18 protein-coding genes are annotated in these 14,399 nt (G+C 61.6%); 1 reads left to right on the plus strand and 17 read right to left on the minus strand.

The genetic code is table 11. From position 1 onward, the window contains the following. Positions 1-23 precede the first annotated feature (23 nt). From ACP26L_RS23380 to ACP26L_RS23420, 9 genes are all read right to left on the minus strand, one after another. A complete protein-coding gene (locus tag ACP26L_RS23380; protein ID WP_426446840.1) occupies positions 24-158 on the minus strand; it encodes a hypothetical protein in 135 nt (44 codons plus the stop codon). Positions 159-272: 114 nt separating this feature from the next. Beyond that, complete coding sequence (locus ACP26L_RS23385; RefSeq protein ID WP_426446842.1) at positions 273-1,139, minus strand: HAD family hydrolase; 867 nt, start codon at positions 1,137-1,139, stop codon at positions 273-275. A gap of 67 nt (positions 1,140-1,206) precedes the next feature. Next, positions 1,207-1,668 carry an NUDIX domain-containing protein gene (locus tag ACP26L_RS23390; RefSeq protein WP_426446844.1) on the minus strand — a complete coding sequence of 154 codons (462 nt, stop codon included), beginning with the start codon at positions 1,666-1,668 and terminating at the stop codon, positions 1,207-1,209. Next, the gene (locus tag ACP26L_RS23395) at positions 1,665-2,162 is read right to left on the minus strand and encodes a GNAT family N-acetyltransferase (RefSeq protein WP_426446846.1); all 498 of its coding nucleotides are present in this window, start codon (positions 2,160-2,162) and stop codon (positions 1,665-1,667) included. The genes ACP26L_RS23390 and ACP26L_RS23395 overlap by 4 nt, the downstream gene beginning before the upstream one ends. Positions 2,163-2,298: 136 nt before the next feature. Further along, positions 2,299-3,129 carry a superoxide dismutase family protein gene (locus ACP26L_RS23400; RefSeq protein ID WP_426446848.1) on the minus strand — a complete coding sequence of 277 codons (831 nt, stop codon included), beginning with the start codon at positions 3,127-3,129 and terminating at the stop codon, positions 2,299-2,301. 372 nt (positions 3,130-3,501) lie between these two features. Beyond that, positions 3,502-3,639 carry a DUF4023 domain-containing protein gene (locus ACP26L_RS23405; RefSeq protein WP_426446850.1) on the minus strand — a complete coding sequence of 46 codons (138 nt, stop codon included), beginning with the start codon at positions 3,637-3,639 and terminating at the stop codon, positions 3,502-3,504. Between the two features lie 84 nt (positions 3,640-3,723). Beyond that, on the minus strand, positions 3,724-4,191 hold the full coding sequence (locus ACP26L_RS23410; RefSeq protein ID WP_426446852.1) for a hypothetical protein: 468 nt from the start codon (positions 4,189-4,191) through the stop codon (positions 3,724-3,726). Between the two features lie 172 nt (positions 4,192-4,363). Next, positions 4,364-4,603 carry a hypothetical protein gene (locus tag ACP26L_RS23415; protein ID WP_426446854.1) on the minus strand — a complete coding sequence of 80 codons (240 nt, stop codon included), beginning with the start codon at positions 4,601-4,603 and terminating at the stop codon, positions 4,364-4,366. Positions 4,604-4,724: 121 nt separating this feature from the next. Continuing rightward, positions 4,725-5,948, minus strand: a complete 1,224-nt coding sequence (locus ACP26L_RS23420; RefSeq protein WP_426446856.1) for an FAD-dependent monooxygenase — start codon at positions 5,946-5,948, stop codon at positions 4,725-4,727. A gap of 163 nt (positions 5,949-6,111) precedes the next feature. Between ACP26L_RS23420 and ACP26L_RS23425 the strand changes: the two genes are divergently transcribed. Then, entirely contained in the window at positions 6,112-6,240 is a 129-nt protein-coding gene (locus tag ACP26L_RS23425; protein ID WP_426446858.1) for a hypothetical protein, read from the plus strand. On the opposite strand, the gene ACP26L_RS23430 is transcribed toward ACP26L_RS23425, so the two are convergent. The 8 genes from ACP26L_RS23430 to ACP26L_RS23465 all read right to left on the minus strand — a co-directional run bounded on the left by ACP26L_RS23430 (position 6,237) and on the right by ACP26L_RS23465 (position 14,366). After that, on the minus strand, positions 6,237-7,073 hold the full coding sequence (locus tag ACP26L_RS23430; protein WP_426446860.1) for a YihY/virulence factor BrkB family protein: 837 nt from the start codon (positions 7,071-7,073) through the stop codon (positions 6,237-6,239). The two genes, ACP26L_RS23425 and ACP26L_RS23430, sit on opposite strands and share 4 nt — an antisense overlap. A 158-nt stretch (positions 7,074-7,231) precedes the next feature. Further along, positions 7,232-7,909: a YetF domain-containing protein gene (locus ACP26L_RS23435; protein ID WP_426446862.1), complete on the minus strand. Its 678-nt coding sequence runs from the start codon at positions 7,907-7,909 to the stop codon at positions 7,232-7,234. 169 nt (positions 7,910-8,078) lie between these two features. Continuing rightward, on the minus strand, positions 8,079-8,456 hold the full coding sequence (locus ACP26L_RS23440) for a DUF2809 domain-containing protein (protein WP_426446864.1): 378 nt from the start codon (positions 8,454-8,456) through the stop codon (positions 8,079-8,081). A gap of 20 nt (positions 8,457-8,476) precedes the next feature. Next, positions 8,477-9,655, minus strand: coding sequence for a HEAT repeat domain-containing protein (locus ACP26L_RS23445; protein WP_426446866.1), 1,179 nt, complete (start codon positions 9,653-9,655; stop codon positions 8,477-8,479). 263 nt (positions 9,656-9,918) lie between these two features. Beyond that, positions 9,919-11,064: an acyltransferase gene (locus ACP26L_RS23450; RefSeq protein ID WP_426446868.1), complete on the minus strand. Its 1,146-nt coding sequence runs from the start codon at positions 11,062-11,064 to the stop codon at positions 9,919-9,921. Between the two features lie 366 nt (positions 11,065-11,430). Next, positions 11,431-12,165: a TraR/DksA C4-type zinc finger protein gene (locus ACP26L_RS23455; protein WP_426446870.1), complete on the minus strand. Its 735-nt coding sequence runs from the start codon at positions 12,163-12,165 to the stop codon at positions 11,431-11,433. A 158-nt stretch (positions 12,166-12,323) separates the two neighbouring features. Continuing rightward, positions 12,324-13,367: a Leu/Phe/Val dehydrogenase gene (locus tag ACP26L_RS23460; RefSeq protein WP_426446872.1), complete on the minus strand. Its 1,044-nt coding sequence runs from the start codon at positions 13,365-13,367 to the stop codon at positions 12,324-12,326. 246 nt (positions 13,368-13,613) lie between these two features. Beyond that, the gene (locus ACP26L_RS23465) at positions 13,614-14,366 is read right to left on the minus strand and encodes a class I SAM-dependent methyltransferase (protein WP_426446874.1); all 753 of its coding nucleotides are present in this window, start codon (positions 14,364-14,366) and stop codon (positions 13,614-13,616) included. Positions 14,367-14,399: the final 33 nt, after the last annotated feature.

Here is a 14,399-nt window from a genome sequence, read left to right on the forward strand (position 1 = left end):
CGGCTGCCTTCCTTAACCCAAGGTTATACGGTAGGGCGGCTCATTTCCTTTTTGTCCTTGTGATACGGTCTTCCCATGCCTGCCTGATTCTCCGCCGCGTTGTTGGACTCAGCCGACATGGCCTGCTGCTTCTGGTGGAACGTCTTATTGCTTCCCATACGTACCCCTCCGCTCATGGATAAGAAATAAGTGCTCAACTGCCTATGTAGTATGTGTCCGAGGGGGCGGGACCATTCGCGCAATGAGCGGGGAATGATGACAGGATGGGCTGCTTATCCCCCTGCCTGGACCGGTACGGCCTTCTCACCTGCGAAGCGCTCCTGCAGATACACCGCGACACCGTTCTCCTCGTTCGACAGGATCGAAGCGTCCGCAGCCTCAAGCGCCAAGGGGTGGGCATTGCTCACGGCATAGCATTCGTCCGATGCCCCAAACATCGACAGATCGTTGAGGTTGTCGCCGAAGCAGACGACTCTGTCGTAGCCGCCCATCGCCTTCAGAGCAAGCACCGCTTCGCTTTTCGTTGCGCGGGGGCTGCCGATCTCGAGCCAATGGTACGCCGGCGCATATACGTCAGGACCATAATGGCAGACACAGGTGCCGCCCTGCCGGAAGGCTTCGTACACCGCATCCATCCGCGCGGCGCTGTCGATGGTGTTGACCGAGATCACATGCTCTTCCCCGATCTCCGTATAATCCGAGACGAGCCTGAACCGTTTGTCTCCGCCCGCCGTCCGGTTCCCGATATAGAGGGCCTCACTTTCGTTGAAAATCCCGCGGTAATACACCTTAGGCTCCCCCGCCGCATCCATCGTATACACGATCGGGTTCAGCCCGCAGTCCAGGTAAGCGGAGAGAATCTCCTGCGCCACAGCCCGGTCTAGGTAGTTGGCCGCGAGATAGCGTCCCGCCTCCATATTCCGGATGAACACCCCGTTGATGAGAATAACGGGCACTTTCAGCTCCAGTCCCTCCACAATCCGCTCTACGGATTCGTAGGACCGTGCGGTGGCGATCGTAAAATGCATGCCCTGGCGGATCAGCCCGTTCAGCACCTCCCGCGACCAGGCCGGAATTTCCTGCTTGGCATTCAGCAGCGTCCCGTCCAGATCGGAAACATACAGTACTCGCTCCGTCAAACTCCTATCCCCTTCCGTTGTCCTTCTGTGCGCTGCCCTTATGTACGCCGTTCAGTGCACGCCGCGTCTAGTTCGTGTCGCCCAGATAGCAGATGCGTTCTCCCCGCCTGCTCAGCAGCCGCTTCAGCCGCTCGGGGTACAGCTCGATCGATTCCAGCCGCTGCACTTCGACCCACTCCACGCCGACCTGGGAGCTGTCCGGGTTCGGGCCGTTCTCCGGCACTTCCACCCCTTCATCCAGCCGGCACTCGAAATAAAATTCCACCTGGTGAATCTCCGAGTCCCATTCGGCGAACTGGTGGTTCCGCCCGATGTATTCGCGTACGTGCAGCAGCTCCCCTGCTTCCACCTCCATTCCCGTTTCCTCCAGACACTCCCTGACGACGGCTTCGCTAAGCTCCTCTCCCGGTTCCTGGCCTCCGCCCGGGAACAGATAAAAGAAGCCGCCGCGGCCGTCCGTGTTGCGGGTCAGCAGCAGCTTCGTCCCCCGCCAGATGACCGCCTTGGCCGAATTGCGGATCGGATTCATGCGGGCCTCCCTTCTTCCTCCCAGCGCTGCAGCTCCTTGCCCATGAGGTACCAGCTGTCCCGGCCGCAGGGGTAATCGTGCTTCTCGAGGGGCCGGTAGCCCGCCCGCTCATAATAGCTCACGTTGCCGGGGATCGACAGTCTCACGCCGAGTGTCGTCCTTGAATACCCGAGCCCGCGGGCAAGCTCCTCCAGGTGCTTCAGCAGCGCATCGCCGATCCCCCGCCTGCGATATCCAGGAAGAACCGCTACGCGCCCGATATACAGCGCATCCCTGTCGGCATCCCGCTTATAACGGGCCGAACCGACCGGCTGTCCGGCCTCCCAGGCGAGAACCGCCCCGCCTCCACCTTCGAAGAAAGGCAGCAGATCCTCGGGCTTCTCCCCAAGAGCCCCGGAGGGAGGCTGCAGCACTCCCGCGTATTCCCTGAAGGCCATCTGCATGATATCGAAGACGAGCCCGATCTCTTCCCTGCCTGCTGTACGGATCTCCATCGCTCCCATTCCCTCCAAGTCCCGAAATTAGCCATATTATACCACAGCCTCCGCCCGCCCGGATTCTCCCAGGCAAAAAAAGACCCTGCCGGCGCACATCGCTGAGCACCGGGCAGGATCCCTCTTTTATCCAAGCTTATTTCCCGTTAATGAGACCGCAGGCGATCCGTTCGCCCGAATTCCCTGAGGGGTCGGTCTTGTTGTCATCCGGCTTCGCATGAATGACCAGCGACTTTCCGTCGCCTTCCAGCAGCGAGTTCGCCTTCCCGGCGCTCAGGGTCGTACCCGTGGACAGCAGGGTCGCGCTCACTTTGCCGTCCTTATCCGCCGTGATCGGCGGCAGGTCGCCGATATGCGGGCCCTCCGCATTCTCCAGCCCGTGCTTCTTGCCGTCCGGGTTGAAGTGATCGCCCGCCGTCTTAAAATCCGGTGCCTCGCAGCGGGCATTCTGGTGAATATGAATGCCGTGCTGTCCCGGCGGCAGGCCGGTGACATCCAGCTTAATCGCGACGCCCTTCGGGTCGGAGGTGAGCTGCGCCGTGCCCAGCTTGTTCATCTTCGCATCCGTGATGATGACCGTGAGCGGCTGCTCGGAAGCCGGGGCCGCCTGCGTCACACTCAGGTTATTGCCGTTCTTCGCGTCCGTGCCGCTGCCCTCGGACGCATTGGTACCGGGACCGCTGCTATTGACCTGTGAGCCCGCTCCCGTGCTTGGACCGCTGCCGGCAGCGCCGCCGTCCTTCGTCCCGTTATCGGTCGTCTTGCCGCCGGTCGTCCCGCCCCCCGGGGTATTCGTCGTCTCGCTTGTCCCCCCCGGCGTGCTGGTCTGCCCGGCATTGTTCTGGGTGGCATTCAGCGGGTTGCCCGCATTTTGGTTGCCGCTGGTCTTATCGTTCGCTCCGCAGCCGCTCAGCGCCAGGCTCAGCGTGAGGATGACGGCGAAGGGAACCTTACGGTGGTTTTTCATCCGGAAGCCCTCCTCTTCTTGTTTGTACTCTCTCCCAAAAATACCCTTTCACTTCCATCCTGAAACGAAAGGCAGGAGTGGAGAGCCGGACCACCGTGCAGCCGTGCGGTAAAAAACTCAGAACTGTACGCTATCATCATCGAAAAGAAACCGGCTATAACGCCTGTCGGTGTCCTCTAAGAACTCTGCGTGCGAGTCTTTACTGCTCGTACACGGGGAGGAATGGGTACGTGGTATTTTTACTATAAAACACAAAAAACCGCTCCAGTCGTCATGGACCGGAGCGTTCGTGATAAGTGCGGAAAGCAGCAGCTGCAGCGGGCGGCACCGTTAACGGCAGGCAGCCGCCGTTCCGTGTACGACCGCCTATACCTAGTGACGCTTGTTCGGCAGCTTTTTGGCCGGATGGTTGTCCCCGTGCGTTCTCCGGTGCTTCTCATCCTTCGCCTGGGTGTCATGGACCTTGTCGATCCACTCCTGCGTGCTTCCGGTGAGATTCTGCTTGGTCATCGCTCTTGTCCTCCTTTCGGGTTAGCGGTCTATAGTATGCCGCCCCTCCGGGAAGAGTATCACAGGGGAATTCCGGACACCCCCCTAACCGGCCATGCCGCCTTTGGCCTCCGAGAACAGCGGATTCGCCGTGTTTGCCTCATCCACCCGGCCGTATTCGGGCTCGCCGGAGAGGTCCAGGTTGTAGATGATATTCAGCTGCATGACATTCGGCAGATTCATCCGCTCGTCCGCCCCGGGCACGACAAAATGAATCGTCTCCAGCGTGCCGTTCTCCGGCGTTTCATAGATGAACATGGCATCCCGGAGCCGGTCCCAGGGAATGACCGCCGTCCGCCCGTCGACGGCTATTAGTTTGAGGTGGGTCGGGATAAGGTGCGACTCCCCGCTGGCCATCGAAGCCCATGACTTGTACCAATGATCCCAGTCCACCGCCCTTCCTTTCAGCCCCGGCACCCGCTCTTCCGCATCCAAGTGATATGTGCTGACGGAGATCATCTCCCCGATATCGAAAAACTCGTCCCCTTTATGGTCGTCGAATATCTGAATCATGGCCGTTGTCCCCTCTCTTCTTCCGAATGGCTTTCCATGCGGCTTCATTACCTACTCTCTTAATACCACCCTGAGGCACCCGCCTAAACAACGCAGGTTACATTGCGTCCGGCTTTCTCCCCGGCGTAATACAAAAAGGGCCGCACATGGCGGCCCAAGCCTTCAGGAAGGCTTAGAAAATGGGAAGACGGTACTTATCCCCGTCCGGGGTATAGAGCATCGCTTCCTCATCATACAGGTCGATCCGCTCAGGCGGCTTCCGTAAGGATAACCAGGTTAATTTATTATGCCGGAGCGCCGACAGGAGCGAAGGAATACGCCCTCGGTCGGTGCCGATCAACCGGACAAGAATGGAATGCTTGCCGAAGGTAATATTGGTACTCTGCGTCTTGCTCTGCATCGTGCTTTGCATGAGTTCCGCCTCCTGACTGGAATAAGTGTCTGGGGAGGGCTTCCTCCTAGGCGGCTGCCCTCTCTTTTTCTTACCCCGAAAGGCCGTTCCCTTAACAAAAATTTACACTTTGTGTAAAAAATTATCCTTCTCCGTCCAGCGGAAAGACTTCATATCCGAGCAGCCAGTCCAGCTGGCGCAGCTGGAGCGCCGGCGGCACCCACCCAAGCAGCACGCTGCGTGCGGCCGCCCCCCAGGGATGGGTGATCTGCATCAGCCGCGCCATACGCCGCGACCCCTGTACGACGCCGGAGGTCCGGGGAATCCGCAGGCGCTCGTAGCGCTTCAAGGAGGCGGCGGGATCGCCGGGGTCCAGGACCGCGGCCAGGACGGCGGCGTCCTCCATCGCCTGTGCTCCGCCTTGTCCGAGATTCGGGAGCATGGGGTGGGCCGCGTCGCCCAGCAGGGTGACCCCTCCGTCGCTCCAGCGCTGCAAGGGAGCCCGGTCGAAGAGATCATGGGCGAGAATCGCCTCCTCCTCGGTCGCTTCCACCACCGCGCGGACCGGCTCGTACCAGCCTGAGAGCCGCCGCAGCGCCGCCCCCTTGCGCTCTCCCGGGGGCGGCATCGTGCCTGGAGGCGCATTCATTGCCGCGAACCAGAACACCCGGCCTTCCCCCAGATGGGAGAAGCCGAAGCGCAGCCCCGGGCCCCATGCCTCGAAGCCACCGCCGAGCTCCTGCGTATAGGCCGGGTGGGCGTACCGCGCGATGCCCCGGAGCGCGGTGAAGCCGCCGTACCGCAGGGGCCGCTCGCCCAGCAGCTGGGAGGCCACCCGGGAGCGGATGCCGTCCGCGCCGACCAGCACCCGGCCTTCGGCGGCTTCCCCTCCTTCGAAGCGGGCAAGCACCCGCGCCGCGTCCTGCTCCCAGCTCTCCAGCCGGCAGCCATAGCGGACGGTGCCCAGAGGAAGGCACCGGTGGAGTGCCTCCTGCAGGGCCCCGCGGTGGATCAGCCAGGCTTCCGAGCCGTACCGCTGCGCCTGCTCCCTGACCGGCAGCCGGGTGATGAGGCGGCCGCGCCAGGTGCGGATCTCCGCCTGCCGGACCGCCGCTCCGCGGGCCCGCACCTCCTCCCCTGCGCCGAAGCGGTCCAGCAGCTTCATCGCATTAGCGGCCAGCACAATGCCTGCTCCGGTATCGGCAGGCGAGAGGGCACGCTCGTAGACGGCCGTCTCCCAGCCGGCCGCGCGCAGGGCAAGCGCCGTGCAGAGCCCCCCGATCCCTCCGCCGATGATCAGTGCCCGCTCGCCTTTCCCTTTCTGACCAGTTCTGTCCCAGCCTCCGTCCGGTTTGACGGATTCCACGGCCCCCGCCCCCTTTGGCTTACTAAAATAAAAACCAGGCTGCCCCCCCAAACTCTGCCTGCTTTCCGAATCCTATTCTCGGAATGATAGCATCGCCAGCGTCACCAGAATGACCAAATGTATAGACTTGCACAGTCTAGTAAAGGAAGGAGGCATACCCATCATGATCGCACTCAATCTCCGGATTATCGCCCAGCAGCTTGGCATTGACATGGAACGGTTCTACGAGGAGTTCGGTGAGGTGCTCCATGCTTCTCACGATACGGACGACACCGCGGGCGACGAAGCTTAAGCGAATCCCTGCTGCCTCGGCTTCACCCGTTTTTTGAAGAGATACGACATGGCATTGATTTCTCCTCCCAGGATAATGATAAAGGCCGATAAATAGAACCACGTCATCAGCACGATGACCCCTCCGAGTGAACCGTACGTCGAACTGTAATTGGCCCACCGGCTTACATAATAGGAGAACCCCAGGGACGTGAGCTGCCAGCCGGCCGAAGCGATGATCGCCCCGGGGATCACATCCTTGCAGCGCAGGCAAGTATTGGGCGCCACATAATAAATCCCCGTGAACACCAGCCCCAGAATCGCAAAATTCACCACCCACCGCAGTCCGTTCCACAGCTCGATCTGTCCCAGAGGAATGACCGAATGCACCGTCAGCCATGCGCCGATGACCGGCCCGAAGACGCTGAGCAGCAGCGCCGAGAACACGACAACCAGCATCGCCAGCGTCAGCGCCATGGCCAGCAGCCGGGAGCGGATGAAGCTTTTGCGCGGCGAGAGCCCGTACGCCTTGTTGACGGCGAGCACGATGGCATCCATGGCGGCGCTCGCGGTCACGAGCGAGAAAATCAGGCCGAAGGAGAGTGTTACCCCCCGCTTCGTATCCAGCACCTCACGCAGCTGGGTTTCCATGCCCGCTGCCACCCCGCTCGGGATGTATTCCTTGATCATCGCGAGCACATCCTGTGAAGTCACGGGCAGAAAGCCGAGAAGGCTCATCATGAACAGCAGAAAAGGAAACATCGACAGCAGAAAATAGTAAGCGCACTGTGCGGACAAGCCCAGCGCATCATCGGTTTCGATCTGCTTCCAAAGCTCTCTCAGGAAGGCTGACATAGGCCCTGCCCCTTTCGTGTGGAGGGATTGGCTTACCGTCTTCTTGTTGTTTCCTTTTCTTCTCCGCTTCATGCCCCGGACGCACGGCAGCCGGCCTGATCCTGGTTAGATCAAGCCGGCTTTTGGGGCCTCTGCCTGCCGCTCCCTTTCCCGCAAACTTAAGGCTTCGCTTGAACATACATTCCGCCGCTCTCCGTCCATTCGCCGTAGTACACGTCCTCCAGCCGCGCTATCCCCTGCTCCCGCAGCTTCTGCTCCAGCCAGTGCTTATCCCGGCCGATGCCCTGCAGCTGTTCCTCATTCACATAGCCCTTGTCAATAAGCAGGACCGGCAGCTCCACAGGCTTGTCCGGCAGCTCCAGGTCTTGGCGTTCGACGGATGCGGACGAAGATTTCTTGAGCACACTGAGATTGCCGTTCGGTTCGAATACGGCAAACGCCACTTCGCGCAGCGAGAAGATGCTCTGCTCCCGCAGCAGCATCGTGACCTGATGCCAATCCAGCTTGTTGCGTTCCAACGCCTCAGGATCGACCCGCCCGTCCCGGATCAGCACATCCGGCCTTCCGCTGAGCTTCGGGTTCAGCCAAGGGAAGAAATCCAGCACCTTCTCGAAGCCGAGCGAGAGGACGCCCCAGAGAACAAGGGCAAAGACCAGCTCGGGGAAATGTACTTCACGGTCATATATGCTCGCACCCACGAGCTCGCTGAGCATCAGGGAAGAAACGAAGTCGAAGGGCGTGAGCTGGGAGATCTCCTTCTTCCCGAGAAGCTTCGTAATTAACCACAGGCCGATAAACCCCGTACCCAGTTTGATAAAAATATACAGATAGTCCATCCGTGCGCCTCCTTGCCTGCTTACCGCCGGTTTGGAACTCATTACCCTCCCCGCCCACGGTTGAACCCCGGGCAAGGCAGAGGGGGCGCCATAAGCCGGAGCAGGCGGGACGGCGGATTTCGGGATTTCGGGATTTCGGGATCACGAAGCGCAAAAAAAGACGCCCGGGTTAAGGGCGTCTTCCAATCTTCTCTCTTGCGGCATCCAGGCCGGCAGCTGCGGCGATGCCGGCCGCATACCGCACCAGGTCGATCCACAGAAAACCGTGCCCCAGCACGAGGGCTTCGGGCGTGGTGCTCCGCAGCGCATCGATCCACGGGCTGCGGTACAGCTGGCTGGCCTCGATTCCGAAGCTCAGCAGCAGGCTGAGGCCCGCCGCGAACCGCGGACCGCGGTGGAGAAACAGGCAGCGGCAGCCGAAGTATATCATTGCCGCCCAGAGCGCATCGCCAAGATGGTCGGCGGCGTAAGCGGGCAGCCGGTCTCCGAATACCCGGGAAGCGAGGCCGAGGCTCATGACCAAGAGGGTGATCCCTGCATAGGCCAAACGCCTTCGGGCCGGATGCATTACGCCTGCTGCTGCTGCGCGCCGCGGGCCTGCAGCACCTCATAGAAGTCCGGCGAGCCGGTCAGCAGCCACTGGCGGTGGCGTTCGACGTCCTCGTTGTCCTCCGGGTCACCGTACGGCCAGCCCTGGCCCATGCCGACCGAATACTCCCGCATGAGGCGCAGCAGCGCCGCCGCCCAGTTGCGTGTCGCTTCCACATGCGGCACATACGGATACACACGGTCGTAAGCGGCCCGGATGAGCATATGCGACACTTCCTGCAGTACGGTCGGCACGTCGGCCTCGTTCAGCTTGGCCGCCACCTCCTCGGGAAGCTGCACTTCGTCGGTGGATGCATGCTGCTCATACGTCTCGGTGGAGACCAGCCCCTGCTCCTTGGCCACCCACAGCTTGATGCGGTCAAGGGCCGGGCGGAAGGCCGTCGGCACCGATACGGTCAGCTCCGGATCCGGCTCGTCCAGGTTGATTACGAACGATTCGCCGAACTTCTGCAGCTTCGCATTGCCGCGGACGCCTAGCCAGCGCAGGGCGAGCAGGCCGTGCGTACGGACCTTCGCATCGACCGCATCGTTGCGGCAGACGCGGCGCAGCATCTTCTCGCTGCGGGGATCGGGCAGCATGCAGAGCAGACGGACCGCCGGCAGCACCATCTCCGGATCCTCGAGCCACTGGCCGAGGTGGCCGAAGATATTGTCGATCGACTCCTCGAGCAGCCAATCGAGCTCGATACGACGGAGCGCATAGTCCTTGAGCTCCACCATGCCCTGCTCCTTCAGCGTCTCCTCCCCGTGCTCGGCGACTAGGCCGGCGTAAGCCCGCTCCAAATCGGCGGCCAGCTCTCCCAGGTTCGCCTGGTCGGTCTCCGAGATCCCGTTCATTTGGATGATGCCGCGGAGCCACTGCGACATGGCCAGCGGGTTGTGCTGGAAGAGCATCATCGCGAAGGTGATCATATCGCGGTCGAAGTTCAGCTGCGGGTTGAGCGCGAAGCGAGCCAGCATCGTCTGGGAGTCGCCTTCCTTGCGCATCAGGCTCAGCGATAAGATAATGCCGTTCCAGGCATTGTTGTTGTTTTTGTCGTCGAGCAGGGCCCGATAGAAGCAGAATGCCGCGGCTCCGTAGGATTCCGCCTGCAGATACTGCCGGCCCATGGTGCCGATATCCCCGTATTGACTCATAGTGTAGTCCCTCTCCCAGCCACGTGTAGTAAGTTATGATTGGATCATTTCAGGTATTCGTGTTCAAGCGCGGCGGCTATCCTGCACCGCAAACCTGTCCTTCTCAGTATACCTTATTATGGAGAAAGTTTGAAACTTTTTGTATCCGTTTTCTTCACATCATTCCCCCTTTCTTCACAGAGGGCAGCTTCATGCCCGGTTCATTGAAAAAAGGCCTGTCATCCGTAGATAACAGGCCTTCCGTTCATCATCCAAAACGTCGGTCAGTTCGCTGCCGTTCCTTTCGCCGGAACCCCTGGCGGGACTGCGGCGGGTTTGCGGCCCCTCAGGCTGCGGCTGACCCAGCTGTAGGCAGTCGCGAGGAACCAGGAGCCGAGCAGCGGCCATAAGAAACTGAGCAGCATGTACAGGTCGTAGGAGAGCATGCCGCCGGTCGGCTGGATACCGACCCGGTACAAGCTGAGCAGAGCCGGATGGGCCAAGTAGATACCGAAGGATGCCGAGCCCAGAGCGAGCAGCGCCTTATGGACCCCCGGCAGCCTTGGCGTCACCACGGCCCCCACCCAGGTCAGCGCCATACCGAGCAGCATCGCATACACGTTCTGTGCCGTCTCGAACCAGGTGTGGCTGAAGCCTCCGGACCCGTACCGGTCATTGAGGAACAGCCCTCCCAGAGCCAGTCCGGCCAGTACGGCGGCCGGTACGATGAGGATCGCCCCGCGGCGCATCCACTGCATGAAGGCCGAGTAATGAATGCCGATATACCCGCCGAGCATGAAGACGCCGATATACGTCACGGCCAGCGACGGGCGGTGGTCGAGCGGTGCCACGTAGTGGTTATACGCGTAGAATCCGGCCTGAATGCCGAAGCCGATCGGCACCATGAGCTTCTCGAGGATGCCTGAGCTTTTGACTAGGGTCATCATCAAGGGGAAGAGCAGATAGAACTGGATGATAATGATCATGAAGTACAGATGATACCCCACGTCCGCCCACTGCAGCATCTTGAGGAACGGAATCCACTCGATCACCACACTGCGCGTAAAAAGCCATTGATTGAACACATAATAAACAAAAGACCAAATCACGTAAGGAATAATGGACGAAACGATCCGTTTGCGGTAGAAGCCCGCCGCCTGCTTCAGGCTCCAGGTGTCATAATAACGGTAGAACAGCACCACGCCCGAGATGAAAAGAAACAGGGGCACGGCGAAGAGGCTCATCCGGTTGATGGCGACGAAACCCATCTGCGTCAGGCTTCCCTCGGCCAGAGCGAGGGGCGATTCCCCTGCGCGGGCCGTCGCATCGGCCGTGGCATGGATCAGCACCACCGCCAAAATGGCAACCGCCCGCACAATGTCAAGCTCGGCAATCTTGGGACGGCCCTTCTTCCCTTTTGATGGTTCCATGAAGTACCTCCAAGACAAGAGTTCATTCCGTCCATCATAACATAGATGCCAGCTTAGTTTGAACCCCCCGGCGGGTTTAGAATCGTGGGATTCGTCCCCTGCCCGGCCGCAGGCCTTCCCTCGCGCAGCGCGCAGCCGCAGATGATCGAGCAGCAAAAAGACCCCGCCGCTGTAGGACCGGGGTCCAATCTGGTTCAATCTGCCTTCGCCTTCGTCCGCCTGACGCCTGTCCGCTTCGATTATGGGAGACAACGATTCGCGGAAAGCCGAGGTGCCAAACCTCCCCGGAGGATGGTCTCACGGGGAGCCATGCCGGTCATCCCTTGGCAGTTTCCCTCCTTCCGCCGGGGAGCTCATCACCACACCTCAGCCGCGGCCGAGCTTCCGGTCCTCGAGCAGCGGCTTCGCCTCGTCCTTGTCGACATACTCCTTGTAAGGAGCCGCCTTCTGGACATGGCGGTCCTTGCCGTCGATCCCGCTGCCCGTGAATTTCTCGATCTCCTCCACGTGTCCGCGTCCGTCGAGCTTGTCCGAGGACAGCTGGTCGTAGGAGGAGACGTCGCGGGCCGCCGCCATCGCCGGCGAATCCGAGTTGCCGTAGCTCTCGACGCTTTCCCACGCGTCGGCATCGTCGAATCGGCCGGAAGCGGCCTGCCGGCCTTCGCCCGCTCCCGCCGGCGGCCGGGTCATCACCTCTTCCTCCACCGGCCTGCGGTCCGGATCGCCGCCCGAGTCCGCATGCTCGATGCAGACGGAGGAGAAGGGCAGCGCCTCCAGCCGCTCGTACGGGATGCCCTCGCCGCACACCTCGCAGATGCCGTATGTACCCTCCTCCAGCCGGGCAAGCGCCTCCTCGACCTGCTGCAGCTGGCCGTCCAGCGTCTCGTTCACGGCGAGATCCCTGCCGCGCTCGAACACCTCCGTCCCGAGGTCGCCGGGATGGTTATCCGCGGCGGACAGCTCCCCTGTCGAGTCGCGAAGCGACTCCTCCAGGCCTGCCGCCGTCTCGTCGTTCATCTCGAAGTGCTTCGCAAGCTCTTTCTTCTCTTCGAGCAGCATCTCTTTCAGCCGCTTCTTCTGCGCTTCGGACAAATGGTTCATGGCTTGTCCCTCCTTCGGTGATTTGCTTCTACTTACCCCCGTTACCGAAAAAGTGACGCAGCCGCTCCTTACGCTTCCAGGCGGAGGCGCCGCTGTCCTGAAAAACCGCCCCCTTGAGCGCGGCACCTTGCGGCAGAAACCGGCCGGCCCTGAATCGATCAGGGCCCTGCCAGCAGCCGCTCCACTCTGCGGTCCGCCGCTTTGGCCGTAGAGGTGCGGAACAGCCGGGCTTCATGGAATACCTGACGAAGAGTTCCATAGACCGCCTGCACCCGCTGCGCGGCCTCTTTTGCCGTCCCTCCTTCGAGGTCGACCGCGGTGGTGATGACCCCGCCCGCATTGATGACATAGTCCGGCGCATACAGCATGCCCAGCCGCTCCAGCCGCTCGCCGTGTTCTGGCCGCTCCAGCTGATTGTTCGCCGCGCCGGCGACAATCCTGCAGCGCAGTCTCGGCAGCGTGCTGTCGTTCAGGACTCCGCCGAGGGCGCAGGGCGCAAAGATGTCGCAGGCCTCGTCATAGATCACATCCGGATCCACCGCATGTGCCCCGTAGGCTGCCGCCGCCTGGTGCACCTTGCCCACGTCCGGATCGGCGACAACCAGTGACGCCCCGGCCGAATGAAGATAGCGGCACAGCGATGCGCCCACCTTGCCGAGTCCCTGGACGGCAGCCGTCCTTCCGGCCAGCGACTCGGTGCCGAATGTCTCTTTCACCGACGCGAGAATGCCGAGGAACACGCCGTATGCCGTCATCTCGGCGGTCAGATTACCGGAGGCGCAGAGCGAGCCCGTCTGATCGGTGACGTGCTTCGTTTCGAGGGCGACCAGATCCATATCGGTGACCTCCGTGCCGAGGTCGACGCCGGTGATATAGCGGCCCCCAAGCGAATCCACGAACCGGCCGAAAGCCCTCAGCCGCGCTTCACGCTTCCCTCCGGCAGGATCCGCCAGGATGACCGCCTTGCCCCCGCCGTACGGCAGCCCGGCCATGGCGGACTTGTAGGTCATGCCTCTGGCCAGCCGCAGGGCGTCCACCGCCGCTTCCGTTCCGGTAGCATAAGGGTACATGCGGCACCCGCCCATCGCCGGACCCCGTTTGGTGCTGTGCACCGCGATCACGGCCTGCAGTCCGCTCGCCGCGTCCCGGGCGAACGACAGCTGCTCGCAGCCGGCATCTTTCATTGCTCCCAGCGCATCCATCGAAACCCCTTCCTTCCTGTTCAGCAGCGGCCTAAGACAGTTGGACCCTGATGAGAAGAGACCTTGTTCCACAGCATATGCCGGGAGGACGGGAGGGGTGCTCGAGCCGGCCGATGCCGGAGAGAGGCATAACGTGGAACAGCCCTGCGGCACTGCCGCAGGGCATAGATGGAACAACTATTGGGGGATCTTCAGCAAGCGTGGTCCATTCCATTCCAAGTTCCATAGGAACCGCCCGCCACCCGGTCAACGCAGCGGCTTCCGCGCCCCAAAAGCGACGCAGCGCCCTTTCATGAGCACCGGCACCTCGCTGCGGTTGATTCCTAAGTGAAGCGGCTCCATCTCGGCATGAAGCTCCTCCCAGCCATCCGCCGCCTCCCGCAGCAGCCCGAGCGCTTCCTCCGCCTTCAGTACGACCTCGATCAGCGTCTCGCGCTTCGCTCCGGTCCGCTTGTCGAACTCCTCAATATCCGTGTTCATGAGAACGCAGAGAATCCCGCCCGGGCGCACCCCATCGGCCATCGACCGGATGGTCCGTTTCAGCACCTCCTCGGATCGGCAGTGCTCCATCGCCCCGGCTGCAAGGATGTAATCATAGGCTTCCTTCCCGATGGCGTACTCGCCCAGGTCCGCCTGCTCGCTGGTGATCGCCTTCTCCACGCCGTACCTGCGGCTGTATTCCTTCAGCTTCTGCAGCGCGGACTCCAGCAGATCCACGCAGTGGACCGAGCCGCCGAAGGGTATGAACCGCTTCGCCAGCGGAATCGCATTGCGGCCCACGCCGCTCCCCAGATCGAGTATGCGGATGGGACCCGCAGCGCCCGTTTGCCCATCCGGTGTATCCTTTCGGCTTTCGGCCAGCTGATCGGCAAGCTCCATCACCAGCGGGATCGGCCTGCTGAGCCAGGAGCCCTTTTGATACAGGGAGACCTTCTTGTAATACTGCTCGTGGTACTGCCTCTCGGCCTGCCGGATGCGTTTGAGTTTGACGGAATTCATGGGACCCCTCCTCGTGCTTGCTGAGGTAGCTTG

The sequence above is a fragment of the Paenibacillus sp. S-38 genome (assembly GCF_049942825.1).
Classification (GTDB): Bacteria; Bacillota; Bacilli; order Paenibacillales; family NBRC-103111; genus Paenibacillus_G.

Bases quoted from the DNA above. Each gene is read 5' to 3' on its own strand.
- ACP26L_RS23435 (WP_426446862.1), bottom strand. From the start codon at position 7,909: ATGGACTATCTGTATATTTTTATCAAACTGGGTACGGGGTTTATCGGC.
- ACP26L_RS23395 (WP_426446846.1), bottom strand. From the start codon at position 2,162: ATGGAGATCCGTACAGCAGGCAGGGAAGAGATCGGGCTCGTCTTCGAT.
- ACP26L_RS23465 (WP_426446874.1), bottom strand. From the start codon at position 14,366: ATGAATTCCGTCAAACTCAAACGCATCCGGCAGGCCGAGAGGCAGTAC.
- ACP26L_RS23405 (WP_426446850.1), bottom strand. From the start codon at position 3,639: ATGACCAAGCAGAATCTCACCGGAAGCACGCAGGAGTGGATCGACAAG.
- ACP26L_RS23430 (WP_426446860.1), bottom strand. From the start codon at position 7,073: ATGTCAGCCTTCCTGAGAGAGCTTTGGAAGCAGATCGAAACCGATGAT.
- ACP26L_RS23400 (WP_426446848.1), bottom strand. From the start codon at position 3,129: ATGAAAAACCACCGTAAGGTTCCCTTCGCCGTCATCCTCACGCTGAGC.
- ACP26L_RS23460 (WP_426446872.1), bottom strand. From the start codon at position 13,367: ATGGATGCGCTGGGAGCAATGAAAGATGCCGGCTGCGAGCAGCTGTCG.
- ACP26L_RS23455 (WP_426446870.1), bottom strand. From the start codon at position 12,165: ATGAACCATTTGTCCGAAGCGCAGAAGAAGCGGCTGAAAGAGATGCTG.
- ACP26L_RS23450 (WP_426446868.1), bottom strand. From the start codon at position 11,064: ATGGAACCATCAAAAGGGAAGAAGGGCCGTCCCAAGATTGCCGAGCTT.
- ACP26L_RS23425 (WP_426446858.1), top strand. From the start codon at position 6,112: ATGATCGCACTCAATCTCCGGATTATCGCCCAGCAGCTTGGCATTGAC.
- ACP26L_RS23415 (WP_426446854.1), bottom strand. From the start codon at position 4,603: ATGCAAAGCACGATGCAGAGCAAGACGCAGAGTACCAATATTACCTTC.
- ACP26L_RS23410 (WP_426446852.1), bottom strand. From the start codon at position 4,191: ATGATTCAGATATTCGACGACCATAAAGGGGACGAGTTTTTCGATATC.
- ACP26L_RS23390 (WP_426446844.1), bottom strand. From the start codon at position 1,668: ATGAATCCGATCCGCAATTCGGCCAAGGCGGTCATCTGGCGGGGGACG.
- ACP26L_RS23380 (WP_426446840.1), bottom strand. From the start codon at position 158: ATGGGAAGCAATAAGACGTTCCACCAGAAGCAGCAGGCCATGTCGGCT.
- ACP26L_RS23445 (WP_426446866.1), bottom strand. From the start codon at position 9,655: ATGAGTCAATACGGGGATATCGGCACCATGGGCCGGCAGTATCTGCAG.